This is a genomic window from Citrobacter sp. Cu231 (assembly GCF_030332265.1).
Lineage (GTDB): Bacteria > Pseudomonadota > Gammaproteobacteria > Enterobacterales > Enterobacteriaceae > Citrobacter > Citrobacter meridianamericanus.
Map to the genome: position 1 here is coordinate 82,525 of NZ_JAOWIE010000044.1, position 26,460 is coordinate 108,984.

Consider the following 26,460-nt stretch of genomic DNA (forward strand, 5'->3'; position numbering starts at 1 on the left):
ATACGATCGCAATATTTTCTTAAGAACTGGCGTATAGTGTAGGGGTTAAATCCAACTATCAGCCAGGAAGATATTATGTTGAAGAAAAGCGTATTCGCGTTGGCACTGGTCATCGGCATGCCGGTTTATGCTGCCGAGCACTGGATTGATGTTCGCGTTCCTGAACAGTATCAACAGCAGCATATTCAGGGGGCTGTCAACATCCCGTTAAAAGAGCTCAAGGCGCGTATCGTAACTGAAGTTCCTGATAAGAACGATACCGTGAAGCTCTACTGCAACTCCGGGCGTCAATCAGGGCAGGCGAAGGACATGCTGACTGAAATGGGCTACACGCAGGTGACTAACGAAGGTGGCATCAATCAGATTGCGCTGCCAAAAGTAGAAAATAAGTAAACCGCTCGCATTTCTTCTGCTACAGGCGGTAAGAATTATACCGCCTGATATCGCTCAGGTAGTTGATAAGTAAGAATTGACCCCTATCTTTACTTCCTGTTTGTTATAATTTATTCGGTTCCTTCAGCAAAACGGGATGGCGATGAAGCGACTTAAAAATGAACTCAATTCGCTGGTTAATCGCGGCGTAGACCGGCATTTGCGGCTGGCTGTCACCGGACTTAGCCGTAGCGGTAAGACAGCATTTATCACCGCGATGGTAAACCAGCTACTCAATATTCATGCTGGTGCGCGTCTGCCGTTGCTCAGTTGCGTACGCGAAGAGCGTCTGCTCGGCGTTAAGCGGGTTCCACAACGCGACTTTGGCATTCCGCGCTTTACCTATGATGAAGGATTGGCTCAGCTGTATGGCTCTCCGCCGACCTGGCCAACACCGACACGTGGTGTGAGTGAAATACGCCTGGCGCTGCGCTACAAGTCCAATGACTCGTTACTGCGCCACTTTAAAGACACCTCCACGCTGTATCTGGAAATCGTCGATTATCCGGGAGAGTGGCTGCTTGATTTACCGATGCTGGCACAGGACTATTTGAGCTGGTCGCGTCAAATGACCGGATTATTACAAGGGCAGCGTGGTGAATGGTCGGCAAAATGGCGGCAGTTAAGCCACGGGCTTGATCCACTGGCACCTGCTGATGAAAACCGCCTCGCAGAAATCGCTGCTGCCTGGACGGAGTATCTGCATCAATGCAAGCAGCAGGGGCTGCACTTTATTCAGCCGGGCCGTTTTGTCCTGCCAGGAGATATGGCGGGCGCGCCTGCGTTGCAGTTTTTCCCGTGGCCGGACGTTGATGCCTGGGGAGAATCGAAGCTGGCGCAGGCAGATAAGCACACCAATGCGGGTATGCTGCGCGACAGATTTAATTACTACTGTGAAAAAGTCGTGAAGGGATTTTATAAGAATCACTTCCTGCGCTTTGACCGTCAGATTGTGCTAGTTGATTGCCTGCAACCGCTCAACAGCGGGCCACAGGCGTTTAACGACATGCGTCTGGCGCTGACCCAACTGATGCAAAGCTTCCATTACGGACAGCGCACGCTGTTTCGTCGGCTGTTTTCACCGGTGATCGACAAACTGCTGTTTGCCGCCACCAAAGCGGACCATGTCACCGTCGATCAGCACGCTAATATGGTGTCGCTATTGCAGCAGTTGATCCAGGATGCCTGGCAAAACGCCGCATTCGAAGGCATCAGCATGGATTGTCTGGGTCTGGCATCGGTGCAGGCAACCACCAGCGGCCTGATCGATGTGAAGGGTGAGAAGATCCCCGCGCTGCGTGGTAATCGCCTGAGCGATGGCGAACCGCTGACGGTCTATCCTGGTGAAGTACCCGCACGTTTACCTGGACAAGCGTTTTGGGACAGCCAGGGTTTCCAGTTTGAGGCATTTCGCCCGCAGGTGATGGATGTCGATAAGCCCTTACCGCATATCCGTCTTGATGCCGCGCTGGAGTTTTTAATAGGAGATAAATTGCGATGAGCGAGCCATTAAAACCGCGTATCGATTTCTCAGGTCCGCTGGATGTGGAACAAAATGCGGCGTTTAAAGCACAGCAGATGTTTAACGAAACGGAAGCGCAGACTTTTTCTCCGGCGACAGTGGATGAACCACTGGAAGATGAAGGTCAGGCAGAAGCCGTCATTGATGCGGCCCTTCGCCCTAAACGCAGTCTGTGGCGCAAGATGGTGATGGGTGGGCTGGCACTGTTTGGCGTGAGCGTTGTCGCTCAGGGAGTGCAGTGGACCATGAATGCCTGGCAGACTCAGGACTGGGTTGCGCTGGGAGGATGTGCTGCTGGCGCATTGATTATTGGCGCGGGTGTGGGGTCGGTTGCGACAGAGTGGCGTCGGTTATGGCGTTTGCGCCAGCGCGCGCACGAGCGCGATGAAGCGCGAGATCTGCTCCACAGCCACGGAACCGGGAAAGGACGCGCATTTTGTGAAAAGCTGGCGCAGCAGGCGGGTATCGATCAGTCCCACCCGGCGCTTCAGCGCTGGTATGCCTCAATTCATGAAACGCAGAACGATCGTGAAGTAGTTAGCCTGTATGCGCATCTTGTGCAGCCGGTTCTGGATGCGCAAGCCCGGCGTGAGATTAGCCGTTCAGCGGCGGAGTCCACGCTGATGATTGCCGTCAGCCCGCTGGCGCTAGTGGATATGGCATTTATCGCCTGGCGCAATCTGCGGCTGATTAATCGCATCGCATCGCTGTATGGTATTGAACTTGGTTATTACAGCCGCCTGCGCTTGTTCCGTCTGGTGCTGCTGAATATTGCTTTTGCCGGAGCCAGTGAACTGGTGCGGGAAGTGGGAATGGACTGGATGTCGCAGGATTTAGCCGCCCGCTTATCGACACGTGCCGCTCAGGGCATTGGCGCGGGCTTATTAACGGCGCGTCTGGGTATCAAAGCCATGGAACTATGCCGACCGCTACCGTGGATCGATGACGATAAGCCTCGACTGGGCGATTTTCGCCGCCAACTGATTGGTCAGGTGAAAGAGACCTTACAAAAGAATAAATCTCCGCGCGAAAGCTAGCCAATAATCGGGCACCGATCGTACAGCTTTACGTCCAGGTGCCCGTTTTTCCAACGAGCTGTCAATATTTGTTGACAGAGTTCTTCCTGCAAACCCAATACTGTCTTATCATTTAATACATAATCCCTTGTCCAGGTGAAGGTTCCTATGCGTTTGGAAGTCTTTTGTGAAGACCGACTTGGTCTGACCCGCGAATTGCTCGATTTACTGGTGCTGAGAAGCATTGATTTGCGCGGTATCGAGATTGACCCCATCGGGCGAATTTACCTCAATTTTGCGGAACTGGAGTTCACCAATTTCAGTAGCCTGATGGCTGAAATCCGCCGTATTTCTGGCGTTACGGATGTACGTACCGTACCCTGGATGCCTTCAGAGCGTGAACATCTTGCGCTGAGTGCGCTGCTTGAGGCGCTACCAGAACCGGTCCTTTCTCTGGATATGAAAAGCAAAATTGAGATGGCGAATCCTGCGAGCTGTCAGCTTTTCACTCACACGCAGGATCGTATGCGCAATCATACCGCGGCCCAGTTAATCAACGGGTTCAATTTCCAGCGCTGGCTCGAAAGCAATCCGCAGGATTCGCATAGCGAGCATGTGGTGATTAACGGACAGAACTTCCTGATGGAAATTACGCCAGTCCATTTGCAGGGAGAAAATCAGGAGCAGATGCTGACCGGTGCCGTTGTTATGCTACGTTCCACCCTCCGGATGGGACGTCAGTTGCAAAATATGACCACGCAAGATCTAAGCGCGTTCAGCCAGATTATTGCCGTCAGCGCCAAAATGAAACACGTTGTGGAACAGGCGCGTAAGCTGGCAACGCTGAGTGCGCCGCTGCTGATTACCGGTAATACCGGCACTGGCAAAGATCTCTTTGCCCATGCCTGCCATCTGGCGAGTCCACGTGCGTCGAAGCCGTATCTGGCGCTCAATTGCGCATCGATTCCTGAAGATGCGGTCGAAAGCGAACTATTTGGTCATGCGCCGGAAGGCAAAAAAGGCTTCTTTGAGCAGGCGAATGGCGGTTCGGTTCTGTTGGATGAAATTGGCGAAATGTCGCCGCGTATGCAGACCAAACTGCTGCGTTTTCTCAATGACGGCACGTTCCGTCGCGTGGGAGAAGATCATGAAGTTCATGTTGATGTTCGCGTGATTTGCGCGACGCAAAAGAACCTTTTGGAGCTGGTGCAAAAAGGGCTTTTCCGTGAAGATCTCTATTATCGTCTGAATGTACTGACGCTAAACCTACCGCCGCTGCGCGATTGCCCGCAAGATATTATGCCGCTTACCGAACTGTTTGTGGCACGTTTTGCCGACGAGCAGGGCGTACCGCGTCCGAAGTTGTCCGCCGATCTTAGCACGGTGTTAACCCGTTATGGTTGGCCGGGTAACGTGCGCCAGCTTAAAAATGCTATCTATCGGGCGCTGACCCAGCTTGAAGGCTATGAGTTGCGTCCGCAGGATATTTTACTGCCGGATTATGATGCGGCTACGGTAGCGGTCGGAGAAGAAGTGATGGAAGGATCGCTGGATGAAATTACCAGCCGCTTTGAACGCTCAGTGCTGACGCAGCTTTATATGAATTATCCCAGCACGCGCAAACTCGCCAAACGCCTCGGTGTTTCGCATACCGCGATTGCTAACAAATTGCGAGAGTATGGACTGAGTCAGCAGAAAAAAAGCGAAGAGTAATGCCATAAATGAAAATGCCTCCATCCGGAGGCATTTTTGTATGTAGGCTGGCTTAAGCTTTCAGAACGTCCAGCGCAGCGGTGTAGTCTGGCTCGTTGGTGATTTCATTGACCAGTTGGCTGAAAACGACGTTGTCATTTTCATCGATAACAACCACGGCGCGTGCGGCCAGGCCTTTCAGCGGACCTTCAGCGATTTCAACGCCGTAGTTTTTCAGGAATTCTGCATTCCGCAGGGTGGACAGCGTGATAACGTTGCTCAGACCTTCCGCGCCGCAAAAGCGAGAATGGGCGAATGGCAGGTCGGCTGAGATGCACAGTACGACGGTATTGTCGATTTCTGTCGCCAGTTGGTTAAACTTACGTACCGATGCCGCGCAAACGCCGGTATCGATGCTTGGGAAAATATTCAGCACTTTGCGCTTGCCTGCGAACTGGCCCAGCGTAACGTCAGACAGGTCTTTAGCCACAAGGGTAAAAGCCTGAGCTTTGCTTCCAGTCTGAGGAATAGAGCCGGCAACTGCAACCGGGTTGCCCTGGAAATGAACGGTTTGTGACATGGTTATCTTCCTGTTTACATATAGTTAACGTCGAGGCTAGTTTATGCCATCAACAGTTAACACGGCAAACGCTATTTGCGGATATCCGCTTCAGGGACTGTATTAAGGAAAACAAATGAGAACAGTTAAGGTATATGAGGAAGCCTGGCCGCTGCACACTCCCTTTGTCATTGCCCGTGGGAGTCGAACTGAAGCGCATGTGGTGGTGGTCGAAGTGGCAGAAAACGGCGTCACAGGTATTGGCGAGTGTACGCCGTACCCACGCTACGGCGAAAGCGATGCCTCTGTGCTGGCGCAAATTATGAGCATTGCGCCACAACTGGAAAACGGACTGACGCGTGAAGATCTGCAAAAACTGCTGCCAGCGGGAGCGGCGCGTAATGCCGTGGACTGCGCGTTGTGGGATTTGAGTGCGCGTCAACAGCAGCAGTCGCTGGCAGAATTAGCAGGAAGTAAACTGGCTGAGATAGTGACGACGGCGCAAACCGTGGTGATTGGCACGCCGGAGCAAATGGCGGCGAGCGCGGCTGCGCTATGGGGTAATGGCGCAAAACTGCTGAAAGTGAAACTGGATGAGCGCTTAATTAGCGAGCGGATGGTTGCCATTCGTGCCGCTGTACCCGATGCCACAATTATTGTCGACGCTAATGAGTCCTGGCGGGCAGAAGGCCTGGCGGCTCGCTGTCAACTGCTGGCTGATTTAGGGGTTGCGATGCTGGAGCAGCCACTGCCGGCACAGGACGATGCCGCACTGGAAAATTTTGTGCATCCGCTGCCCATCTGCGCAGATGAAAGCTGCCACACCCGTAGCAGTCTGAAAGCGTTGCATGGACGCTATGAAATGGTCAATATCAAACTCGACAAAACCGGTGGTCTGACGGAAGCGCTCGCGCTGGCAACTGAAGCACGAGAGCAAGGATTTGCGCTAATGCTGGGCTGTATGCTGTGTACCTCCCGGGCGATTAGCGCGGCGTTACCCCTTACGCCACTGGTTAGTTTTGCCGATCTTGATGGCCCAACCTGGCTTGCAACCGATGCGGAACCAGCCTTGCATTTTACGACCGGACAGCTTCATCTCTAGGGTGCCAGCGCAGGAGATTGGACATGGCCAGCAGATATTTCTCGCTCGCTTCATCTGATGAAATAGGGGGGAATTCGGCGGTGATACAGTGTAAGTTCAGGTCTGCGCACCAGCTTCCAAAAGAGCCGGGCGTTTCATAACCTACGCTGGTTACAAGCGGCAATTCAAACGACTGCGCCAGCCACGCGCCTAATTCGCTGCGTCTGGGATCTTCAATACAGGCCAGCGGATCGTGAAAAGAGACCACCCACGCAGGGTGAATTCGGTGAATAAGCTGACACAGTGCCTGGGTTTCTGGTTCTGAACCTGGGTTTTCGCCGGTCAACAACACCACATCGCGCTCCTCTGCGCTGCTGTTCCAACGATACACCGTTTCACCCGCTTTCCAGTTTGCGGCGGGAAAGTTACGGTTAAGGTCCACGCCGTTCGCATTGGCACGCAGTCCGAGCTGACAACCGTCAGGGTTAACCGCCAGCACGACATGGTGACGACGCAAGGAAGGGTTAAGCGTACGCAATGCACAGGAAAGGGTGACGACCGATGAGTTCTCGTCGCCGTGCGTTCCTGCCAGTATCAGACCGCTTTCACGATCGGCAGCCATTGCGGGAAACCAGATCAGCGGTGCGCCGAGCAATGAACGTCCGTAATGTTCGGTACCTGGCGGAAATGCGCCGCGCTCGGCACGGGGGCGGGTAACAGTCATAGTCATCTCTGAATGATTGGATAGTTACTCGCAGTGTTGTGCAAAATTTATGGATAATCAAATCGTTTTCACACATTTAACTTTTCAGGTGTAATATCACTTTCTTGTCGGAAGTTAATTGCATTTCCTGCTGGCGATACAAATAATTACACATTCACTTAGTAGCCGGAATTGAGGGTATCTTATGCAGCATTCTGTTTCAGTAACCTGTTGTGCGCTGTTAGTTAGCAGCATTTCATTATCCTGGGCTGCTGATGTTCCCAGCGGAACGGTACTGGCAGAGAAACAAGAACTGGTGCGTCATATAAAAGATGAACCGGCGTCACTGGATCCGGCAAAGGCTGTCGGGCTTCCTGAAATCCAGGTTATTCGTGATTTATTTGAAGGACTGGTCAACCAGAATGAGAAGGGCGAGATTGTGCCTGGCGTTGCCACTCAATGGAAAAGCAACGATAACCGTATCTGGACGTTTACGCTACGCGACAATGCGCAATGGGCTGATGGTACGCCGGTAACGGCACAGGATTTTGTCTATAGCTGGCAGCGTCTGGTTGATCCGAAAACGCTGTCGCCGTTTGCCTGGTTTGCTGCGCTGGCAGGCATTAACAATGCACAGGACATCATCGATGGAAAAGCCACGCCGGATAAGCTTGGCGTTAGCGCGATTGATGCGCGTACGTTGAAGGTTCAACTGGATAAACCGCTGCCATGGTTTGCCAATCTGACGGCGAGTTTTGCGTTTTATCCGGTACAGAAAGCCAATGTTGAGAGCGGCAAAGAGTGGACCAAACCCGGCAATCTGATTGGTAACGGCGCTTATGTGCTCAAAGATCGCGTCGTGAACGAAAAACTGGAAGTTGTGCCAAACACGCATTATTGGGATAACGCCAAAACGGTGCTGCAAAAAGTGACCTTTCTGCCAATTAATCAGGAGTCGGCAGCCACCAAGCGCTACCTTGCGGGTGATATTGATATCACTGAATCCTTTCCGAAAAACATGTATCAGAAACTGTTGAAGGATATTCCGGGCCAGGTTTATACCCCGCCTCAGCTTGGCACTTACTATTATGCCTTCAATACCCAGAAGGGACCGACTGCTGATTCCCGCGTGCGTCTGGCGCTCAGCATGACGATCGATCGTCGCCTGATGGCGGAAAAAGTCCTGGGGACTGGTGAAAAACCCGCCTGGCATTTTACGCCGGATGTCACAGCAGGATTTATGCCAGAACCGTCACCCTTTGAACAAATGAGTCAGGAAGAGCTTAATGCCCAGGCGAAAACGCTGCTGCGTGCAGCGGGCTATGGTCCACAGAAACCGCTTAAACTTACACTGCTGTACAACACCTCTGAAAACCATCAGAAGATTGCTATCGCAGTCGCGTCTATGTGGAAGAAAAACCTCGGCGTTGACGTAAAACTGCAAAATCAGGAGTGGAAAACTTACATTGATAGCCGCAATACCGGTAATTTTGATGTGATCCGTGCCTCCTGGGTGGGTGACTATAATGAGCCTTCTACCTTCTTGTCATTATTAACATCGACCCATACGGGTAATATCTCACGCTTTAATAATCCGGCGTACGATAAAGTGTTGACCCAGGCTACTCTGGAGAATACAGAAAAAGCGCGGAATGCCGATTATAACGCAGCAGAGAAAATTCTGATGGAACAAGCACCTATTGCGCCTATCTATCAGTATACCAACGGGCGTTTAATCAAACCCTGGCTGAAAGGGTATCCGATTACTAACCCTGAAGATGTGGCATACAGTCGCACAATGTATATTGTGAGGCACTAATCAGTACTGGCCTCATGTTAACGCAAGGTAACCACGGATAAACTCAGTGCTGGCGCGGCTTGCAGCGCCAGTTTCTCCTTCTGACCATCACCCGCCACAGCTGAAAGCATGGCTTTTCTGACGGTATTTTTGACGTATTCAACAAAAAGCGGTTGCGGTAAATTGCGGATTATACCGTCACACTTTCCCTGAAATGACGGTAGATTTGAGCAGAGGATACCGTCATGCTGACTGATACCGGGCTTAAACATCTGAAAGCCAGAGAGAAAAACAGACCGTGAAGGACTCTCCGGCACGGGTCAGACGTAATGCGCCGTTTCTGTGAAATAACGTCATTCCTAACTGTTCTTCAAGCTTTATGATTGAATGTGAAAGTGGTGAGGGCTCAATGCAAAGGCGTGCCGCTGCCCGACTGATACTTTTCTCTTCCGCAACGACCAGAAAGTGGCGCAGTTGTCTCAGGCGCATGGCGGGGGATCCTTTAGTGCGTGAGATTCTGTGAATTTAGTTTCTTTTAGTTACTATATCGTTGTAGATGTAAAAGTGCTTACTGAACGGAAAAATGCGAGAGGCAGTGATTCCGGGTATGGTTTTTTGGTCGGTTCAAGGGTGCTTTATTGCGATAAATTGGCAGTTATCTACTTTGACTAGTGAGTGTTGCTGGGTTGCTTTACGGCACTGACAAATAGGACTTTGAAACCAGACTGCCATAAAAAACTTGTTGAATGCCTCAGGACGTGAAGCGGAAATAAAGTAACGGATTGACAAATTCCCTATGTAAATGGTTGTATAATACAACTATGCTGAAAGGGTAACGCTAATGGTTTCTGTACTAAAGAACATACAAAATATACGTGCGGCATCACGTTTAATGGTGCGAGAGCTGGGCTTCATGAACCAAAATCTGGCTGCAACTGACTATCCACCTTCAGCCGTTCACTCCATGCTTGAAATTGAAACACATGGGTCACTGACTGCTGCTCAATTGGTGCAGATTTTGGGGCTTGAGAAGTCCAGCGTCAGCCGCATGCTCGCTAAACTTGTCGAAGCAGGAGAACTCAAAGAAAGCCCTTCCGCTGAAGATGCGAGGACGAAACAGCTAAGCCTCACCGGGAAGGGCACAGAGACCGTGCATAGCATAAATACTTACGCTGACGAACGTGTGTCAGCAGCACTTGGTCAGCTCGATCCGTTTACCCAGGAAGTTTTATCACGGGGCCTTTCTTCTTATGCCAGCGCGTTGAAAGCCTGTCGCGAAAACATCGAAGGTAAAGTGCGAAACAGCTTCAAAATTGTTACGGGTTATCATGCAGGTATGATTGGACGCATTACTGAAATGCATGGTGGCTATTACGCCAGAGAGCATAACTTCGGCCATTTTTTTGAAGGGAAGGTTGCAGCAGGCCTTGCTGATTTTTCAGGACGTCTGGACAAACCATGTAATCAGATTTGGCTTGCAATGGTTAACGAGCGCATCGTCGGCTCAGTTGCAATCGACGGTGAGGATTTGGGAAATAATGAGGCGCATCTGCGGTGGTTCATCCTTGACGATGGATGCCGTGGTAGCGGATTGGGCAGGAGACTCATTGCAGAAGCGATGAAGTTTTGTGATGAGCAGAGGTTCACTTCGGTACAATTGTGGACATTCAACAAACTTACAGTGGCAAGACGATTGTATGAATCATTCGGATTTGAATTATCGAAAGAATGGGATGGCGATCAGTGGGGTAGTACTATTACTGAGCAACAGTTCACCCGAAAAGTCATCTAAACATTCCTAACCACTTATCCCTTTTGGACATGATTTCTTAGTTGACTTGTTTCGACTATTCTCTCTGCCCTAAATTAGTCATGTCGGCTCCCGACACGAAGCAGCCTGCCAGGATAGATTTGACAGCAGATTAACTGGCAATCTGTGGGCTGGCTGCCAGTTATATCGGTGAAATTTAATTTGCACTCATTACTATCTGGAATGCAACAACCAGTCTTGAACACCTTCGAATGCGCAATCAATAGCGCCAGCAAGATACCCGGAAAATCCTGGAGACCACTCGCTAGCAATACACGTGATTTTACCTTTCCATATACCTTGTTTTGGGGCCGGGAATGGTAAGACGTTGCTGGCCTCCTGCAAAAGATCAAAATCTGTTGTTGTTAATGGGTCTGATGCCCAATCTTTGATAAATTCTGCAATAGGGTCCGAAGCCTCAGGCCCAAATAATCGTATGAGTTGATTGCGGCACAGTTGTTTAAGCTCGGTTTCGGAAACAGTCCATCGTGTTTTTGCAGGAACACCGATAAAACCAAATATTGCAGTAAATCCGGTATCAGGTTCTGATACATCGTGTATCTCTACCATTGGTCCTATCCGGCTACTGGCATCCCCGGACAGATTCTTTCCTGTGAGAAAATCCCCTTGGTAAATAGCGGCATACTTAGCCTGGGGGGCCATCCAGGTCGGTATTTTCTCCCAGTTCGACTGGAGACCATCCGGTAATGCAGGCGTAAATTTGATTCCGGCTGCAAGTGCTGGAGGCATTGCTATAAAGACATGTCCACAAGTGAAGATTGTGTTTTTACCCTCATTAGAGCATGTTCTGACCAAAATATCCTCGCCGGAACAGGTAATTGCATCAACCTGCTCATTGAGTAAGATGCGTTCTGCCGGTAAAAACTGCAGCAGTTGGGTCGTGAATGCCTGCATGCCGCCTTTTAATCTGAATGATTCTGGTGCGGATGCGTAGGCAGGAAAACGTTCAGGAGCAACGTTATTTTGACGTTCAAAGAGCATATCCCCAGCTCTGGTTTGAGGAATGATCGGAATACCAAGTTGTCGAATCAGATGAGAAAGAACAGGTTGAATATCAGGCCAGAACCACGTAGCGCCCATATCAATATGTGTATTGATATGGGTACCATCTAAAATCTGGCTCGACAATACGCGACCACCAACACGCTCCCGTGCTTCAAGAAGTCGGTAATCGATCCCTGCTTTTTCGAGAAGCGTGGCAGCATAGAGTCCACTCACCCCAGCTCCGATGATAAGAACTTTACTTTTACTCATGGTATAGCTCCGGTTAAAGTCGCTGGACTCAAATGTCCTGTTTTTAAGTACAATTTAGCGCCTGATGCTGATGCTATCAGGGAGGGCATATCTCCTGGTGGTAACCTGAGCCAGCTTCCCTTTTCATAACGACCAAATGGATCTGTTAATTCGCCTTCCAGAAGAAGAATTTCGGCTCCACCATTCAGTGGTGAGCAAAAAAGACGTTCTCCAGCTTTGACTTTCAGTAATACCACGCATTCACGGACGCTCTTATACAAAGGACATACTTCTCCTTGTGCATAATAATGCCAGTTTTTGGGGTCATTAGTGTCTATCCTGACATACTGGTTTTCTTCAGCAGTCATCTGACGAAGTTTTACGAAAATGGTCGTCCCAACTTTACTGGAGGGCTGATGTGAAGAACCGTCAGGACTACGCAAATACCATCCTGCTGAATAGTCAGTGTTGTATTCAGTGAAGATGCCGCTTAATACCAGAATTTCTTCACCACCGGGATGATTATGCATTGGAAAAATTGAACCTGGCTCATATCTGACAAGACTTGTTGCTCTTGCCTGTTCATTGCCTATCCGGTCAAACATCATTCGCTTTACACCCGAACGAGGTGAGCAAACCCACTGGTAATTATTTGGCGTGACGATAGTGTGCTGTGAGAAATCAGAATTAAGTTGCATCATATGTTGCCATTAGACGGCATCCATTGGATGCCGTATGAAGGGTTATTTATTCGGCAGGTTATCGTACACATCCAGTGCGCGCGCTGTGTAGGTGAGGGCTGCTCCAGTGTTCATTTTTATAGCCACGGACAATGCTTCAGAAATCTCTTCCCGGGTTGCGCCATGTTTCACGGCCGCATCGACGTGCACTGCCAGGCAACCATCGCAACGGGTAGTAACCGCCACGGCCAGCGCAATCAATTCCTGTGTTTTGGGATCCAGATGCCCATTTTCTAAAGTCCCCTTGTCCATTTGCTGAAAGCCTTTCATGAACTCCGGCTGTAATTTTGCAAATTTACCAATGGCAGCCAGCAGGCCACTACGATATTCATTCCAGTTTGAAAGCATATCTGCTCCTGTTTTATATTAGAGGATTGTGTATTCAGATCACATCATAAATGCGAATATCTGGTGCCTGGTTCAGAAAAGGCTTCAATTCTTCCACAACATCTTTTGTAAATAATTCACTGGTAAGATACGCCTGCGCTTGAGCAGTAGTTTCAAAGCCATGTAAAACTTGCACATCATCATCCCGAATAAGCAATTCTTTTGAGGTCGCTCCGGCAATGATATTTAAAAATGGCGCTTTATATTTTTGATAAACATTTGCTGCGGCAGGGCGGTTGTGGTTGCTGATATTAAGCGTGATTTGTAAGTAAGCCATAGTATTCTCCTTCAAAAGGGACCGAGATGTGCAAAGTATTCACAGTCATTGACGAATGACAGTAGGGGAATTATCAACATGACCGTCTGATCTAACAAATCACATATTCTTGTGTGGCGGAGAAGATTTTCTATGTTGTGTATTGTGCTGACGAGGACTTAATTCACCTGGAGGGCTGGAATATAGGGGCCTCATTAGAATATTTGTTTTGAACAAAGCCCCTTGTATAGGCAATATTAGCGGTGGAGAGGTAGGTTTTTAGTATTGATTGATAACATGGTTTGCCACTTTGCCAGTGTTAAACTCGCCAGTTTTCCCAAAGCCAGATAAAAAGGATGTCCGGCATTCTCAATGAACACCCCGAGGAAACGGGATGACCATGGGAACAGATGCCATGCCAGTAACTGTTCACATTCGCTGTGTCGACTTTGCTCTGCAAGCCAGGCCGCCATCAGTAATAAAGAACCAAAGTGATCTTCTGGCTCATTTTGCTGCATCTCGAACTGAATACTGTTCTCCCGCATCCACTGGCGCAGCGCCAGTGTGGATTCACCAAATAAAACGTTCTCACGATCCAGCCAGACGGAGCCCCATGGCGGTGACGGTAAGGCATAAGGCCCTATAAATAAACGCTGAAAGGACTCAGTAAGAGAGTCATCGCCGCCATCTTTAAACATTCTTGCCAGTTGAGGCAACTCCTCCAACGGCAGCGGCCATTGTGTTTGCCATTCATCAGATGTGAATGCTGAAACCAGCGGAGAGGCTTCAGCACTCTCTGGCGCAAAGTAAAAGAGGGCGCCCAGTACGCGTGCCGTCATGGAAAAGTTGTCACGTTGTGTGAAATCAGTCATAAAACCATTCCGTAAAGTGCGGGTTTCCCCGCACTAATTTGTTAACCTGCCACTGCCATACCGACAGTCATATGTAGCCCATAAAACAGGCCGCGGCCTAAAATTTCGCCGCCAAGCACCAGGATAAGACCCAGTAGTAACCCAACGATATGTGGCTCTTTGCGACGCACCAATGGGCAGATCCAACAGCCCAGGCCGATGACAAGAAGCGCCACACGGCAGACCTGCAATACAGCATAATCCGGTATCAGACTGCTGGTCTGCTGTACTGAGCTATGAATGCTGGCCAGAGCCATACCCTGTAATGCGATGACAGCAATACAGACCAATAGAGCAAGTAAGCTGATGCTGGCAAATATTGTGCTGCTAAAGGGGACTCTGGACGCCTGGAACAGGAGTGCGGCAAACAGTGGGCCGCCGAGGATTGCTGTCAGGCAAAACGCGAGAGTCGTATACCCAGTATACCAGGTGGGGACGGTTTCAATCTGATAAACACGGGTCATCGCCAGGATGAAGATTATACCGAGCACCATACTGAACAGCAGCCAGAGTTTACCAAGCGTTTCTGGCATTTTCCCCAGAAAGGCCACCAGCCACCAGAAACCGCCGACAGCGAAAAAGATCGACCCTGCGGCAATTTCATTACTTAATCCGGACGCGCCGACGCGGTTGAGCGAGTTGAACGCCCGCATGGGTGAACCCAGATGCATGATTGACGCCAGAAAGCCCAGCCCCATCACCACCCAAAGAAAAAACATACCGCGTACAATACGTTGCCTGGCGGGCGGATCGTTTTTTTCCGCCAGCCAACCAAGTCCGCTGACAACCAGCGCACCCGCGACACACTGTCCCAGTACCGTAAACAGTACCAGCGGCCATTCATGCCATCCATTTCCCATTTTACACCTCCTTCGGATTGGCCAGATAGCCAGTGGTATCGCCGCACGGACGTGCATTGGCATTAGGTTTAATCACTATGCTCGGTTTCGTGAAGTGCGCACCCGGCAATGGCGCTACCGCCGCCAGCTCGCCGTGTTTCTTACGCAGCTCGTCAATCGGCCCGAAGTCCAGCGCGCGCAGCGGGCAGGATTCGACACAAATCGGCTTCTTGCCTTCCGCCACCCGGTCGTGGCAGCCGTCGCACTTGGTCATGTGACCTTTGGCGGCGTTGTACTGCGGCGCGCCGTACGGGCAGGCCATGTGGCAGTAGCGGCAGCCAATGCAGACATCCTCGTTCACCACCACAAAACCGTCTTCCCGCTTATGCATCGCTCCGCTCGGACAGACTTTGGTACAGGCCGGGTCGGCACAATGGTTGCATGAAATAGAGAGATAATAGGCAAAGACATTCTGATGCCAGACGCCGTTATTCTCCTGCCAGTCACCACCCGCATACTCATAAATGCGACGGAAGCTGACGTCCGGGGTTAAATCTTTGTAGTCCTTGCAGGCCAGTTCGCAGGTTTTACAACCGGTGCAACGGCTGGAATCAATAAAAAATCCATACTGGGTTGTCATCGGTTACTCCTTATGCCTTTTCGACCTGAACGAGATTACTGTGCGAAGGATTAGCTTTTGCCAGCGGTGAAGTGCGATGTGTTGTCAGGATGTTAATTGAGCCACCGTGGTCGACTTTGTCACCAAACATATCGGCATTCAGCCACATTCCCTCGCCCATAGCAGTAACGCCAGGCATGATACGCGGTGTGACTTTTGCGGGAATCAACGTCTGGCCATACTGATTAAATACCCGAACGGTGTCTCCGTTTTTGATTCCACGATCCCGGGCATCAATGGGGTTTATCCAAATCTCCTGTCGGCAGGCCTGTTTCAGAACATCAATATTGCCGTAGCTTGAATGTACGCGGCCTTTAAAGTGGAACCCGGTCATTTGCAATGGATACTTGCGACGAGCTGGATCTTCCCAGCCATTAAAGCCTGGAGTGTAAATGGGTAAAGGATCGATGACTTCATCAGGCTTCAGTTCCCATGTTTTTGCGATATTGGCCAGTCGCTCAGAATAGATTTCTATTTTTCCCGATGGTGTTTTAAGGGGATTGGCAATAGGATCTTTGCGAAAATCCTTATACGCGACAACATGCTCATCCGGACATTTAAGTTTATAAATACCTGCCGTTTTCATCTCTTCATAATCCGGCATATCGGGATGACGTTCTTTCGTTTTGGCGCAAAGATATTGAACCCATTCATGTTGTGTACGGCCTTCGGTAAAGGTCTGGTAAACATCAGGTCCAAGACGTTTTGCTATTTCACTCATTGTCCAGTAAATGGGCTTGCGTTCAAATTTTGGCGATGTTGATGGTTGTCCCAAAATAACATATGCCATATTCCCAGCCTCTTCATGCGGGATAAGATCTTCCTGCTCAGTAGGCATCAGGTCAGGGAGTAAAATATCGCTATATTTTGCTGAGGCAGTCATGAAATGGTCAATGCAGACAATCATTTCGCACTTATTTTCATCCTGCAAAATTTCATGTGTGCGACTAATATTGCTGTTCTGATTTATCAGCGTGTTGCTGGCGTAGCACCACATGAATTTTATTGGCACATCCAGTTTGTCTTTACCTCGTACGCCATCACGAGTAGAGGTCATTTCAGTTCCGCGCTCAATAGCTTCGGTCCAGGTAAAGGAGGATATTTCAGTTTTAACAGGATTTTTTAGAGGGGAAAACATTTCAACACCGAGATCAAAGGTGCCTTCTCGATCGCCAGAGTTGCCGCCAGAAATACCGACATTGCCGGTCAAAATGGCGAGCATTGCAATGGCTCTTGACGTTTGTTCTCCGTTTGATTGACGCTGTGGCCCCCATCCCTGGCAAATATAGGCTGGTTTCGCCTGGCCGATCTCACGCGCCAGCTTAATAATTTTGTCTGTCGGAATACCTGTGATTTGAGCTGCCCACTCAGGTGTTTTTGCTATACCATCCGGACCGTCGCCGAGTATATAAGCTTTATAATGACCATTTTTTGGTGCGCTTGCTGGTAACGTAACCTCGTCATAGCCTACACAATATTTATCAAGAAAGGGTTTATCTACCATATCTTCGGTGATGAGAACCCAGGCAAGTGCTGCAGCTAAGGCGGCGTCCGTTCCTGGACGAATGGGGAGCCATTCATCTTCTCGTCCGGCTGCGGTATCGTTGTAGCGAGGATCGATAACGATCATCCGCGCATTGGAGCGTTCGCGCGCTTGTTCAACATAATAGGTAACACCACCGCCGCTCATGCGTGTTTCGGCTGGATTGTTTCCGAACATTACAACCAATTTAGTATTAGCGATATCATCCGGGCTGTTTCCGCTTCTGCCACCATAGAGATAATTCATGCCCGCTGTGATTTGTGCAGTACTGTAGGTTCCGTAACGACCTAAAAAGCCACCGCAGGAATTCATCAGGCGGAAGGGCATTGATGATTTAGTAATATTTCCGCCAGCGACACCTGTGGCGTAAATAATATGTACTGCTTCATTGCCATAGTTTGCAATAATTCGTTTCAGATTATCCGCGATAGTATCCAGTGCTTCATCCCAGGATATCCGCTCAAATTTACCTTCTCCGCGCTTACCAACGCGTTTCATGGGATATTTCAATCGATCAGGATGATTCATACGACGACGAATGGAGCGTCCACGAAGGCAGGCCCGGACCTGATGGTTTCCGTACTCATCGTTGCCTGTGGTATCAGATTCTACCCAGTAAACAGAATCATCTTTTACATGCAATCGAAGCAGGCAGCGACTTCCACAGTTTACTGTGCAGGAACTCCAGACGGCCTTATCTTCGACGATAGCGGTTTTGTTCGCGGCTTGACTTGTGAAACTGAATGGTAATGATAATCCTCCCACTGCGGCCATTAGTCCTGTTGTTGCCCCAGCCTGAATTAGCTTTCTCCGGGAGACAGGAACTTCGATTAACCGTTCTTCCTCGCAACGATCCATTACGTTCACCTGTTATTATGACATTGTTTGAAAAGCATACAAAAATAGCCAGTGTTAAAATATCAATATTCATTTTTGTGTAATAATGAATGATATTAATTAACATTAGGCTGGTTTTATATAATATATTTGAGTTAAGGGCGAAGAAAGTTTGAGCTATTTACCTTACGAGTAAAATTCAAATTTTTCTCTATTCTGAAAACGAACCCTTTACTTCATTGTGGGTATTATCGAAGTGGATAATGTCACGGGCAAGGGAGATAAACTTTAGTGGCAGTAAAGATTTTCTATCTTAAGTGTATGAAAAATAGCCTTTGATGGCTTTTGTCACTAAAATTAAAAGGATGACCTCCTGAAATTCAGGAGGTTGGGCTATTTTTAATCAAAATATCATTAATTAACCAGTCATGAAAAACTTTTACTTCAGGACGCATCACTGCTTTTTGTGGTGTAACAATGTAATAGGACCATGTTAGCGGCCAGCGTATATTTGGATGAAGTTGTATCAGTTGTCCTGTGGCAATTAACTGTTCAACCAGCGCACGGCGGACAATTGCCACACCCTGGCCGCTAAGCGTGGCCATAATAACCGCTGAGGTAGAGTTAATATGCAATCCTGTATAACGCGTAGCTGGAGCTTGCGTTGCTGCTAAGACTTCTTCCCATGAAGGAAAATTTGCACCAGGGTGCAGGGTATCATCATGAATGAGTTTTTGTTCTGCCAGCCATTCGCCACACGTAATTTTCTCAGGCGGTACAATGCGTGGGCTGCATACCAGAACAGCTTCCTCATCCATTAACCATGTCTTATTTACCCCCGACCAGTCTCCTTTGCCACAACGAACACCAATATCTGCCTCTCCGTGAGCCACATCCATGAGTTTTTCCGTCACATTCAGGCGTAGCTCGATATTTTGATGCGTTTCGGAAAAACGATTTAATTTTTCCATTAACCAGTTCATCACCAGAACTTGTGAGGCCGTGAGGATGACGACGGATCGAGCCTGACGACCGCGCAGTTTATTAAGTCCTGACTCAAGGCTATCGAGCCCTTGAGTGATCTCTTTAAGCGCATCCTGAGCCTCAGTCACGAGCGTGAGCCTTTCTTTACCAGAACGTGTCCGGTGCAAAAGGGGGGTGGCCTACCCAGTCTTCAAGAGCCCGAACCAGTTGTCCTACAGCTGCTGGGGTGACGCCTAGCTCTTTGGCTGCACCTGTGAAGCTACCATGACGCGCAGTTGCTTCGAAAGCGTGCAGCCATTTCAAGCGATTAAGCGAACGCATTTTATTCTCCATCTCATACGATGGAACTAGTATACGTGATCGAGATAGATTTTCTTCCTCAATTTTCAATCTAAATACTCATGCGGAACCGAATAAACGTTGTTTTGCTTATCTTGAATAAAATAATAAGCTGATGATTTATTTCTTTGTTTATGATGATTTTTTTCTGGCATCTGTGATGCTGATATAAAAATCTCATTATCGTGTTTTGCTTTATCAGTCAAGTAATTTATTCTATTTGATGTTGAAATGTTTTTTCATTGGTGTGCATTCATTAACAGTGACAGTATATTTAATGTAATAATTTTATATTTTAGGCGATATTATGGAATGGACTTCACTGAATATAGCGCACCATATCACCGCTCCGAATCCGTTAACCATACGGAAAGAATTTATACCTGCAAATCATTATTTTCCTGAGCATAAGCACAAATGGCATCAGGTCGTTTATGCGACAGCAGGTGATTTAATGGTTAAAACAATTGAACAATCATTTTTGATTTCACCGAAATTACAGGCTGTCTGGTTGCCTGCGGGAACTCAACATCAGGTCGGCTCATCACAAGGAGCTTATTTTAATAGCTTATGGATAGCTAACGATGCTCACAATCAATTTGACATATCGGAACCCACCATTTTTGATGTTTCCCCATTCCTTAAGGCGCTTATCTTAGAAATATCAGACAGAAGAATAAATGATGAAGATTATATAGAGAAACTAATACAGTTAATTTTATACCATCTGAAAAATGTTCGTAGTGCTCAATTTATTTTACCCTGGCCTCAAAATCGATCATTGGTAAAAATATGTGAATCATTATGCGAAAACCCTTCGGATACACGATCACAGGAAGAATGGTGCCATGAACTGGGAATGTCGGAGCGTACATTATCAAGACGTTTTACTATCGAAACAGGAATGAGTTTTCGTTCCTGGAAAAAACGTCTGCGGTTAATGAAAGCTATTGAGTTACTCGACTGTGGTAAAGGAGTAACAGAAACAGCGATAGAATTAGGATATAGCTCTAGTTCTGCATTTGTTTATGCATTTCATCTTACTATGGGACATGCTCCTCTGGATTATATGAAGAAAAGGTATTAGTTTTTTTTATAAATGTGACTTGCCTCACTCACTGAATAAGTATGTTAATTTTTATATTCTTCGCTGTAACATAAATGGCGGCTGCTCTACATCATCTGTCTTTTTTTAGAAATGACAAAGTAACTATTAGGCGTATAGAATTTTCCGGTACCAAATAATATATAAATGAAAGAACTTAGTAATAACAAAAGTCAGGGCGATAAATTCGGCCAGATGAAAATTTTTATCTAAAGGAGTTTTTAGAGTGAAGATTACGAAGATAGAAACACTTGAAATTGATCTGTCCGGGCAAAATGGACTTGATTTGTGGCGACCAATTTACGTGCGAATACATACTGATGAAGGAATCTCTGGTATGGGGGAAGCGAGCCTTGCTTATGGTACGGCATCAGAGGCTATTGCTCCGATGATTCGTATACTTGCTGAACGTTTTCTTCTGGGACAGGACCCTAATGATACTGAAACGCTATGGGAAATCATGCGACAGCGTTCATTTTGGGCCTTAGGGGAAGGACCCGTGATATTTGGGGCTATGAGCGCTTTGGATGCGGCACTTTGGGATATAAAAGGCAGAGCCGCAGGCTTATCGGTTCATCGCCTGCTGGGAGCAAAAACACCAGAACCTTTGCGTTGCTATGCGAGCCAGCTTCACTTTGGTTGGACCGATGAATCATTGATGCTTAACGATCCTGCTGAATTTCGAGAAACAGCACAAATTGCGCGAGCTGAAGGCTATGATTGCGTGAAGCTTTGCCCTGTTTATGTTGATGCTAATGGGGAACGTATTCGTAAACGGGGGGTGTTTACTCCAGCCGAACGCAAACTGGCGCGTTCTCGTATGGAGGCGGTCCGTGAAGGAATTGGTGAGGAGTGTGACATCATTATTGAATGGAATTCACTTACTTCAACTTCCGGAGCGTTACAGCTTGCCGATCACTTTTCTGATTTAAATATTTTGTTCATGGAAGAACCTACCCACTACAATAGTCCAGAGGCGCAAATAAAAGTCTCCAGGGAATCATCCATTCCTGTTGCAACAGGGGAGCGATTATATACCCGATGGGGATTCCTGCCGTATCTACAACAAGGTGCCATCGACATGATTCAACCTGATATTGGCCTGGTTGGTGGTATCACAGAAGGTATGAAGATCGCTCATTTGGCACATGCTTTTGACGTCGGGGTTCAGGCGCATAATTGTGGTTCGCCACTTGCTATCGCGATGGCATTACAATTTGAAGCAGCTATTCCAAATTTTGAGATCCATGAGCACCACTCTTTTAATCTTAAATCTTGTAACCGGGAGTTGTTTGAAGAAGATTTACAGCCAGTAAATGGAAAAATTGCTGTTCCTGTAACCCCCGGTTTTGGTATGACACTTAGAAAAGATGCCGAAAAACGGATGAATATAGTAACCATCTGTGAAAAATAATTATTGGTAAAATAAATTTTTGCTAATTAAATAGTATGGGGAAATAGATCTGATAGCAGAATCTTTTCTTCCCATATGATCTAAGTAATAAGATCTAATATAAAGCTTTGCCTACTGAACATCTGTCCTGGAGTTTATTAATAAATGAAACAAGAAATGGCATTAGACAATGTTAAGGAAAATGTTGGAAAAAATAAAATCCCATTTACTTCTTATGATGTCGGTTGGGTAATCATGTGTATCGGCATGGCAATTGGCTCCGGAATTGTATTTATGCCATTGCAAATGAGTGTTAAAGGTTTTTGGGCAACTGCGATTGCATTACTCATTACATATCCTATAGTTTATCTATTAACAAAATTGTATATTACCTCTCTTTCCGAAACACAACAGACAGATTATGCGGGAACTATAACGCAATATTTAGGGAGAAACTGGGGGGCTTTTTTGAGCTTTCTCTATTTTTTTACAATATTGAAGGGGATGTTGGGTTATGCGGCTACTATAACTAATGATACATCGAGTTATTTGCAGCGTTTTGGTGTTACTCAACATTCACTATCCGATACGTTATGGTTTCCTCTGGTATTGTTGGTAGCAATGGTTCTGGTTGCCTCTCGTGGGGAACGTTTGCTCTTTAAAATTTCTGGGCCATTTATTGTATTTAAACTCATGGTTATAATTGTGTTAGGTGCATTGATGGTCCCTTATTGGAACATCAATAATGTCAGTATGACAAGCCCTGACAGTTTAATTGATTTAATGAGAGATGTTTTGGTTTCTCTCCCTTTTGCATTATTTTCGATTGTATTTATTCAGGTTCTTAATCCAATGAATATTGCATTCAGAAAAATTGAATCAGACCCTAAAATCGCTACATTTCGCGCTCTCCGGGCAAGTCGAATAGCATATATTATCCTTGTTGTGTCTGTCCTGTTTTTTGCGTTTTCATTTATGTTTTCGACCACACCTGAGCAAGCAGAGATGGGGATTTCTCAAAATACCTCAGCTCTAGCGCTGATGGCAAAGATTATCCCTGAAAACACTGGTGGATTTATACCAGTACTATCAGTTTTATTAAGTATTTCTGCTATTTTAACTTCTTTTTTCGGTATTTATCTCGGTTTTTACGATGCATTATCAGGAATTATTATCAATATTGCAGACCGCTTCATTGTACGTGGTAAGAAATTTAATAATTTTCTCCCTTATCTGGTTACACTTACTGCGATCGTTCTTCTTTGGGGATGGGTTGTTGCCGATGTGTCTACAATGGCTTTACTCCAATGGACTGTGGGAACCTTTGGGTTAGTTTCTTGCCTTATTCCATGCTACCTGATCTGGCGAGTGCCATCTTTACAAAAATATAAATCCCCTGCGGTGATTTTCGTATCGCTTATGGGCTTTATGCTGGTTGTATCACCATTATTTAAGCTCCTTGAAAAATAAAGGTTTTACAAGTCCTTAAACGGTATAACATCTAAGAGATAATCTGGCTCTTAGATGTTGCTAATTGCGAGATAGATTTTCTTTAGCGGCCAGCAAAATCTTCTGATTCGTCAGTCCTCGTCGTTGATGCCATCATTCGTTCACACAAAAGCAGTAATCAATCCTTCAAGAGGTTAACGATGAGCGCATTATTTACAGGTAAAAAATTGTTAGTAGTAGGTGGTACCAGCGGTATGGGTTTCGAAACAGCGAAACTGGTATTGAAAAACGGTGGTAGCGTGGTGCTGATTGGCAATCGCCAGGACAAAGCAGAGCAAGCCCGTCAGGCTCTGGCGGCAGAAGGTCAGGTTGCCATTATTGTTGCCGATTTGATGACCGAAGAAGGAATGAAACATGTGCTGGATACCATCAATGCAGAGCATAAAGACGTTAGCTTGCTGGTGAATGCGGCTGGCGTGTTCTTCCCGAAACCGTTTACCGAGCATGAAGCTTCCGATTACGACATGTATATGAGCATTAACCGTGCCACTTTCTTCATTACCCGTGATGTTGTGCGCAATATGGTTGAGGCAGGTATCAAGGGATCTATCGTCAATATTGGCTCTATGTGGGCACAGCAAGCTATAGGCGCTACACCGTCTTCAGCTTACTCCATGGCAAAAGCGGGTCTTCATGCGTTGACTAAAAATCTGGCGATTGAGTTGGGCAGCAACGGGATTCGTGTGAACGCAGTTTCTCCTGCGGTCGTACATACACCGATTTACGAAGGTTTTATCCCTAAAGACGATGTGAAGGATGTCATGAACAGCTTCGATAGCTTCCATCCGATTGGTCGTGTAGGGACATCGGTTGATATAGCTGAAACGGTAGCATTCCTGCTGTCTGACAAGACAGGCTGGGTTACTGGCGCGATTTGGGATATCGACGGTGGTGTGATGGCCGGTCGTAACGCCTGATAACAATGCCGCACGCGGACAACCGTGTGCGGCGCAGGAGGTTATATGGAACACGACGTTGCGAAATATGATCTTGTAACGACGTGGAAGGGGGGCAAAGCCAGCCAAACATGCTGCCGATCGTGCATTATCGGGGAACAAATTCAACCCTCTTCACATTATGTTATTGATTCAGATGAACCTGAAATGCTGGGCGGACAAGGGCTGGCTGCGAATCCTCAGCAACTCATGCTGGCTGCTTTTAATGCCTGTATGACAGCTGCTTTTGCTCATGAGGCAGAGCAGGTTGGGATCATCCTTACGTATCTTGAAATTCAGACGTGCGGAGAACTCATGACAAATATATCCGCGCGTTGCCAATCATCCGCAGATAATAGCTCTGATAGGCTTCAATACGTTATTCGTGTCAGTGGAAATGGAAATATCCGCCAGTTTGAGCAGATCCATTGCCGGGTTATTAGTGCCTCTCCAAACAGATGGCTTCTGGCACAAAACATGACGATTGAAGGCGATCTAATTCTGATCTGAGGCAATGACCATTGTACTCAAAATAAAAATAGGAACACATTATGACGACCCCTCGCGTTACACCCTGGCAAGACGGAGAACCTGTAGAGCAGGCACTTCTCGAGGCGATAAAGGCGCGTCGCCCCGGCGGTAATCTAATTGGTATTGATCGTGTATTACTGAAAAGCTTTCCTCTTGCGACCGGCTGGAATGAACTGTTAGTCCGTGTCCGCCAGGCATTTTCTCTGAATCTTGAATACAGAGAGCTAATCATGCTGCGTGTGGCATGGCTAAATAAAGCTGAGTTTGAATGGAATGTGCATTATCCGGCCTATCTTGATGCGGGTGGTACACCTGAAAAAGCGAATGCGTTGCAGTTAGCAGATATTTCATCTCTGTTTGATGTGACAGAGTCGCTGTTAATCAGTCTTACCGATCAATCCACCTATGATGTTGTTGTGGAAGAAGGGGTTATTGAAGGGCTCAAAAAACGGCTGGGTGAAAAAGAGACGGTAGAGGCTGTTGCAACTGTTGCCGCTTATAACATGGTGTCACGTTTTCTCGTCGCCCTCGCCATATAACAACACTGTCAGAACTGCGCGCTACAGGTAACTTTTCGTGAAAACAACTTTTCGTGCTATGCAGATCACTTCTCCTGGGATGCTGGAGTTGGTTGAAAGGCCGATGCCAATTCCCGGTTTCAATGAAGTACTGATTAAAATTGATGTATGCGGTGTCTGTGGAGCCGATCTTCCTGACTGTGAAAAACCACAACAGGCTTTAAACCCTCCACGCATTCCAGGACATGAAATTATCGGGCATATCGCTAGTAAAGGCGAGGCCGTACCGGAGCACTGGAATATTGGACAGCGCGTGGGTGTGGGGCGTCTGGGCGGCTACTGTCAGTATTGCAAACCCTGTCGTAACGGGCTTTTTCATCTGTGTGAAAACCAGGTAACACCCGGTCTCAGTTGCGATGGTGGCTATGCGAAGTATGTCGTTATTCGGCATACCGCATTGATTAACATACCTTCAGAATTGTCCTCAGTCCATGCCGCACCTGTCCTCTGCGCGGGGACTGCGACTTTTAATGCACTGCGAAAGTCGGGGGCCAGAGCAGGCGACAAAGTGGCAATTCTGGGTATTGGAGGTCTGGGGTATATGGCAATTCAGTATGCGCGAAAAATGGGGTTTGAAGTTGTTGGCATTGCCCGTGGGCATGAAAATGAAGCTGAGGCGCGGGAATTGGGTAGTCATCACTATATTGATAGCCACCGTGAGGATGTGACTGAACGACTGAAAAGTCTGGGAGGAGCAGATTTTATTGTGGCTACAGCACCTGATTCAGAAACCATTTCATTGGTGGTTCCTGCCCTGGCACCACAAGGAAAAGTTATTCTCCTTGGTACGGGGCGAAAGCCAATGCAGATAATGCCTGGTATGTTAATTGGCGCTGAGCGCTCTCTTTCTGGATCTTTTATCAGTACTCCTGCGGAAACTGAGCGCGCATTACATTTCAGCCATCTGTTTCAGACTCTGCCAATTACTGAGCTTATGCCTTTCGAACAGGCAAATGACGCACTTAACAGGCTAAAAGCAGGAAAGGCACGCTATCGGATTGTACTCACCATGAATCAGGGTAATTAA

Annotated in this window: 26 protein-coding genes and 1 pseudogene; 14 read left to right on the forward strand and 13 right to left on the reverse strand. The window is 47.5% G+C overall.

All coding sequences use genetic code 11. The annotated features are described in order from the left end of the window. Positions 1-75: 75 nt before the first annotated feature. The 4 genes from pspE to tyrR all read left to right on the forward strand — a co-directional run bounded on the left by pspE (position 76) and on the right by tyrR (position 4,683). Positions 76-393, forward strand: a complete 318-nt coding sequence (pspE, locus tag OGY15_RS18045; protein WP_151219334.1) for a thiosulfate sulfurtransferase PspE — start codon at positions 76-78, stop codon at positions 391-393. Positions 394-535: 142 nt separating this feature from the next. After that, on the forward strand, positions 536-1,933 hold the full coding sequence (locus tag OGY15_RS18050) for a YcjX family GTP-binding protein (RefSeq protein WP_151219333.1): 1,398 nt from the start codon (positions 536-538) through the stop codon (positions 1,931-1,933). Beyond that, positions 1,930-2,991: a YcjF family protein gene (locus OGY15_RS18055; protein WP_008322369.1), complete on the forward strand. Its 1,062-nt coding sequence runs from the start codon at positions 1,930-1,932 to the stop codon at positions 2,989-2,991. Before OGY15_RS18050 ends, OGY15_RS18055 begins: the two co-directional genes overlap by 4 nt. A 147-nt stretch (positions 2,992-3,138) precedes the next feature. Beyond that, the gene (gene tyrR, locus OGY15_RS18060; protein WP_187259604.1) at positions 3,139-4,683 is read left to right on the forward strand and encodes a transcriptional regulator TyrR; all 1,545 of its coding nucleotides are present in this window, start codon (positions 3,139-3,141) and stop codon (positions 4,681-4,683) included. 52 nt (positions 4,684-4,735) lie between these two features. Here tyrR and tpx read toward each other — a convergent pair whose 3' ends face one another. Next, a complete protein-coding gene (gene tpx, locus OGY15_RS18065) occupies positions 4,736-5,242 on the reverse strand; it encodes a thiol peroxidase (protein WP_151219330.1) in 507 nt (168 codons plus the stop codon). A 115-nt stretch (positions 5,243-5,357) separates the two neighbouring features. Here tpx and ycjG point away from each other — a divergent pair, with 115 nt between their 5' ends. Further along, positions 5,358-6,323, forward strand: coding sequence for an L-Ala-D/L-Glu epimerase (gene ycjG / locus OGY15_RS18070; protein WP_151219329.1), 966 nt, complete (start codon positions 5,358-5,360; stop codon positions 6,321-6,323). On the opposite strand, the gene mpaA is transcribed toward ycjG, so the two are convergent. Next, positions 6,298-7,026, reverse strand: coding sequence for a murein tripeptide amidase MpaA (gene mpaA / locus OGY15_RS18075; protein ID WP_151219328.1), 729 nt, complete (start codon positions 7,024-7,026; stop codon positions 6,298-6,300). The two genes, ycjG and mpaA, sit on opposite strands and share 26 nt — an antisense overlap. A 184-nt stretch (positions 7,027-7,210) precedes the next feature. Between mpaA and mppA the strand changes: the two genes are divergently transcribed. Further along, complete coding sequence (gene mppA / locus OGY15_RS18080; RefSeq protein WP_286540459.1) at positions 7,211-8,824, forward strand: murein tripeptide ABC transporter substrate-binding protein MppA; 1,614 nt, start codon at positions 7,211-7,213, stop codon at positions 8,822-8,824. A gap of 17 nt (positions 8,825-8,841) precedes the next feature. Here the strand turns inward: mppA and OGY15_RS18085 are convergent, their stop codons facing one another. Then, a complete protein-coding gene (locus OGY15_RS18085; protein WP_278237991.1) occupies positions 8,842-9,075 on the reverse strand; it encodes a hypothetical protein in 234 nt (77 codons plus the stop codon). After that, entirely contained in the window at positions 9,068-9,292 is a 225-nt protein-coding gene (locus tag OGY15_RS18090; RefSeq protein WP_286540462.1) for a LysR family transcriptional regulator, read from the reverse strand. The genes OGY15_RS18085 and OGY15_RS18090 overlap by 8 nt, the downstream gene beginning before the upstream one ends. Before the next feature lie 352 nt (positions 9,293-9,644). Between OGY15_RS18090 and OGY15_RS18095 the strand changes: the two genes are divergently transcribed. Continuing rightward, the gene (locus OGY15_RS18095; RefSeq protein ID WP_278237989.1) at positions 9,645-10,595 is read left to right on the forward strand and encodes a bifunctional helix-turn-helix transcriptional regulator/GNAT family N-acetyltransferase; all 951 of its coding nucleotides are present in this window, start codon (positions 9,645-9,647) and stop codon (positions 10,593-10,595) included. 192 nt (positions 10,596-10,787) lie between these two features. On the opposite strand, the gene OGY15_RS18100 is transcribed toward OGY15_RS18095, so the two are convergent. The 9 genes and pseudogenes from OGY15_RS18100 to OGY15_RS18140 all read right to left on the reverse strand — a co-directional run bounded on the left by OGY15_RS18100 (position 10,788) and on the right by OGY15_RS18140 (position 19,364). Further along, positions 10,788-11,888, reverse strand: coding sequence for a flavin monoamine oxidase family protein (locus OGY15_RS18100; RefSeq protein ID WP_286540465.1), 1,101 nt, complete (start codon positions 11,886-11,888; stop codon positions 10,788-10,790). Then, positions 11,885-12,568: a cupin domain-containing protein gene (locus OGY15_RS18105; protein WP_117103971.1), complete on the reverse strand. Its 684-nt coding sequence runs from the start codon at positions 12,566-12,568 to the stop codon at positions 11,885-11,887. Before OGY15_RS18105 ends, OGY15_RS18100 begins: the two co-directional genes overlap by 4 nt. Before the next feature lie 42 nt (positions 12,569-12,610). Next, entirely contained in the window at positions 12,611-12,955 is a 345-nt protein-coding gene (locus OGY15_RS18110; protein ID WP_079807995.1) for a carboxymuconolactone decarboxylase family protein, read from the reverse strand. Positions 12,956-12,989: 34 nt separating this feature from the next. Then, positions 12,990-13,271, reverse strand: coding sequence for a hypothetical protein (locus OGY15_RS18115; protein WP_278237986.1), 282 nt, complete (start codon positions 13,269-13,271; stop codon positions 12,990-12,992). Positions 13,272-13,507: 236 nt separating this feature from the next. Beyond that, the gene (gene dmsD / locus OGY15_RS18120; RefSeq protein WP_278237985.1) at positions 13,508-14,122 is read right to left on the reverse strand and encodes a Tat proofreading chaperone DmsD; all 615 of its coding nucleotides are present in this window, start codon (positions 14,120-14,122) and stop codon (positions 13,508-13,510) included. Between the two features lie 41 nt (positions 14,123-14,163). Then, positions 14,164-15,021 carry a dimethyl sulfoxide reductase anchor subunit family protein gene (locus OGY15_RS18125; protein ID WP_278237984.1) on the reverse strand — a complete coding sequence of 286 codons (858 nt, stop codon included), beginning with the start codon at positions 15,019-15,021 and terminating at the stop codon, positions 14,164-14,166. A gap of 1 nt (position 15,022) precedes the next feature. Then, entirely contained in the window at positions 15,023-15,640 is a 618-nt protein-coding gene (locus OGY15_RS18130; RefSeq protein ID WP_000213087.1) for a DMSO/selenate family reductase complex B subunit, read from the reverse strand. A gap of 10 nt (positions 15,641-15,650) precedes the next feature. After that, on the reverse strand, positions 15,651-18,080 hold the full coding sequence (locus OGY15_RS18135) for a DMSO/selenate family reductase complex A subunit (RefSeq protein ID WP_278237983.1): 2,430 nt from the start codon (positions 18,078-18,080) through the stop codon (positions 15,651-15,653). 359 nt (positions 18,081-18,439) lie between these two features. Continuing rightward, positions 18,440-19,364: pseudogene (locus OGY15_RS18140) on the reverse strand (LysR substrate-binding domain-containing protein). Between the two features lie 325 nt (positions 19,365-19,689). Between OGY15_RS18140 and OGY15_RS18145 the strand changes: the two are divergent. The 7 genes from OGY15_RS18145 (at position 19,690) to OGY15_RS18175 (ending at position 26,460) form a co-directional block, all read left to right on the forward strand. Beyond that, positions 19,690-20,469: an AraC family transcriptional regulator gene (locus OGY15_RS18145; RefSeq protein WP_286540475.1), complete on the forward strand. Its 780-nt coding sequence runs from the start codon at positions 19,690-19,692 to the stop codon at positions 20,467-20,469. A 244-nt stretch (positions 20,470-20,713) separates the two neighbouring features. Then, positions 20,714-21,901, forward strand: a complete 1,188-nt coding sequence (locus OGY15_RS18150; RefSeq protein ID WP_286540477.1) for a mandelate racemase/muconate lactonizing enzyme family protein — start codon at positions 20,714-20,716, stop codon at positions 21,899-21,901. A gap of 144 nt (positions 21,902-22,045) precedes the next feature. Further along, positions 22,046-23,350: an aromatic amino acid transport family protein gene (locus OGY15_RS18155; protein ID WP_058842680.1), complete on the forward strand. Its 1,305-nt coding sequence runs from the start codon at positions 22,046-22,048 to the stop codon at positions 23,348-23,350. 179 nt (positions 23,351-23,529) lie between these two features. After that, positions 23,530-24,306 (forward strand): SDR family NAD(P)-dependent oxidoreductase, encoded by a 777-nt coding sequence (locus OGY15_RS18160; RefSeq protein WP_278237980.1) that lies wholly within the window; start codon positions 23,530-23,532, stop codon positions 24,304-24,306. A gap of 45 nt (positions 24,307-24,351) precedes the next feature. Then, positions 24,352-24,834, forward strand: a complete 483-nt coding sequence (locus OGY15_RS18165) for an OsmC family protein (RefSeq protein ID WP_220574224.1) — start codon at positions 24,352-24,354, stop codon at positions 24,832-24,834. Positions 24,835-24,875: 41 nt separating this feature from the next. After that, on the forward strand, positions 24,876-25,394 hold the full coding sequence (locus tag OGY15_RS18170) for a carboxymuconolactone decarboxylase family protein (RefSeq protein ID WP_286540484.1): 519 nt from the start codon (positions 24,876-24,878) through the stop codon (positions 25,392-25,394). Positions 25,395-25,431: 37 nt separating this feature from the next. After that, positions 25,432-26,460, forward strand: coding sequence for a zinc-binding dehydrogenase (locus tag OGY15_RS18175; protein WP_286540486.1), 1,029 nt, complete (start codon positions 25,432-25,434; stop codon positions 26,458-26,460).

Bases quoted from the DNA above. Each gene is read 5' to 3' on its own strand.
- OGY15_RS18090 (WP_286540462.1), bottom strand. From the start codon at position 9,292: ATGCGCCTGAGACAACTGCGCCACTTTCTGGTCGTTGCGGAAGAGAAA.
- mpaA (WP_151219328.1), bottom strand. From the start codon at position 7,026: ATGACTGTTACCCGCCCCCGTGCCGAGCGCGGCGCATTTCCGCCAGGT.
- tpx (WP_151219330.1), bottom strand. From the start codon at position 5,242: ATGTCACAAACCGTTCATTTCCAGGGCAACCCGGTTGCAGTTGCCGGC.
- mppA (WP_286540459.1), top strand. From the start codon at position 7,211: ATGCAGCATTCTGTTTCAGTAACCTGTTGTGCGCTGTTAGTTAGCAGC.
- OGY15_RS18105 (WP_117103971.1), bottom strand. From the start codon at position 12,568: ATGATGCAACTTAATTCTGATTTCTCACAGCACACTATCGTCACGCCA.
- OGY15_RS18115 (WP_278237986.1), bottom strand. From the start codon at position 13,271: ATGGCTTACTTACAAATCACGCTTAATATCAGCAACCACAACCGCCCT.
- OGY15_RS18145 (WP_286540475.1), top strand. From the start codon at position 19,690: ATGGAATGGACTTCACTGAATATAGCGCACCATATCACCGCTCCGAAT.
- OGY15_RS18100 (WP_286540465.1), bottom strand. From the start codon at position 11,888: ATGAGTAAAAGTAAAGTTCTTATCATCGGAGCTGGGGTGAGTGGACTC.
- OGY15_RS18095 (WP_278237989.1), top strand. From the start codon at position 9,645: ATGGTTTCTGTACTAAAGAACATACAAAATATACGTGCGGCATCACGT.
- ycjG (WP_151219329.1), top strand. From the start codon at position 5,358: ATGAGAACAGTTAAGGTATATGAGGAAGCCTGGCCGCTGCACACTCCC.
- dmsD (WP_278237985.1), bottom strand. From the start codon at position 14,122: ATGACTGATTTCACACAACGTGACAACTTTTCCATGACGGCACGCGTA.
- OGY15_RS18165 (WP_220574224.1), top strand. From the start codon at position 24,352: ATGGAACACGACGTTGCGAAATATGATCTTGTAACGACGTGGAAGGGG.
- OGY15_RS18160 (WP_278237980.1), top strand. From the start codon at position 23,530: ATGAGCGCATTATTTACAGGTAAAAAATTGTTAGTAGTAGGTGGTACC.
- tyrR (WP_187259604.1), top strand. From the start codon at position 3,139: ATGCGTTTGGAAGTCTTTTGTGAAGACCGACTTGGTCTGACCCGCGAA.
- OGY15_RS18155 (WP_058842680.1), top strand. From the start codon at position 22,046: ATGAAACAAGAAATGGCATTAGACAATGTTAAGGAAAATGTTGGAAAA.
- OGY15_RS18050 (WP_151219333.1), top strand. From the start codon at position 536: ATGAAGCGACTTAAAAATGAACTCAATTCGCTGGTTAATCGCGGCGTA.
- OGY15_RS18125 (WP_278237984.1), bottom strand. From the start codon at position 15,021: ATGGGAAATGGATGGCATGAATGGCCGCTGGTACTGTTTACGGTACTG.
- OGY15_RS18110 (WP_079807995.1), bottom strand. From the start codon at position 12,955: ATGCTTTCAAACTGGAATGAATATCGTAGTGGCCTGCTGGCTGCCATT.
- OGY15_RS18135 (WP_278237983.1), bottom strand. From the start codon at position 18,080: ATGGATCGTTGCGAGGAAGAACGGTTAATCGAAGTTCCTGTCTCCCGG.
- OGY15_RS18170 (WP_286540484.1), top strand. From the start codon at position 24,876: ATGACGACCCCTCGCGTTACACCCTGGCAAGACGGAGAACCTGTAGAG.
- OGY15_RS18055 (WP_008322369.1), top strand. From the start codon at position 1,930: ATGAGCGAGCCATTAAAACCGCGTATCGATTTCTCAGGTCCGCTGGAT.
- pspE (WP_151219334.1), top strand. From the start codon at position 76: ATGTTGAAGAAAAGCGTATTCGCGTTGGCACTGGTCATCGGCATGCCG.
- OGY15_RS18085 (WP_278237991.1), bottom strand. From the start codon at position 9,075: ATGTTTAAGCCCGGTATCAGTCAGCATGACGGTATCCTCTGCTCAAAT.
- OGY15_RS18130 (WP_000213087.1), bottom strand. From the start codon at position 15,640: ATGACAACCCAGTATGGATTTTTTATTGATTCCAGCCGTTGCACCGGT.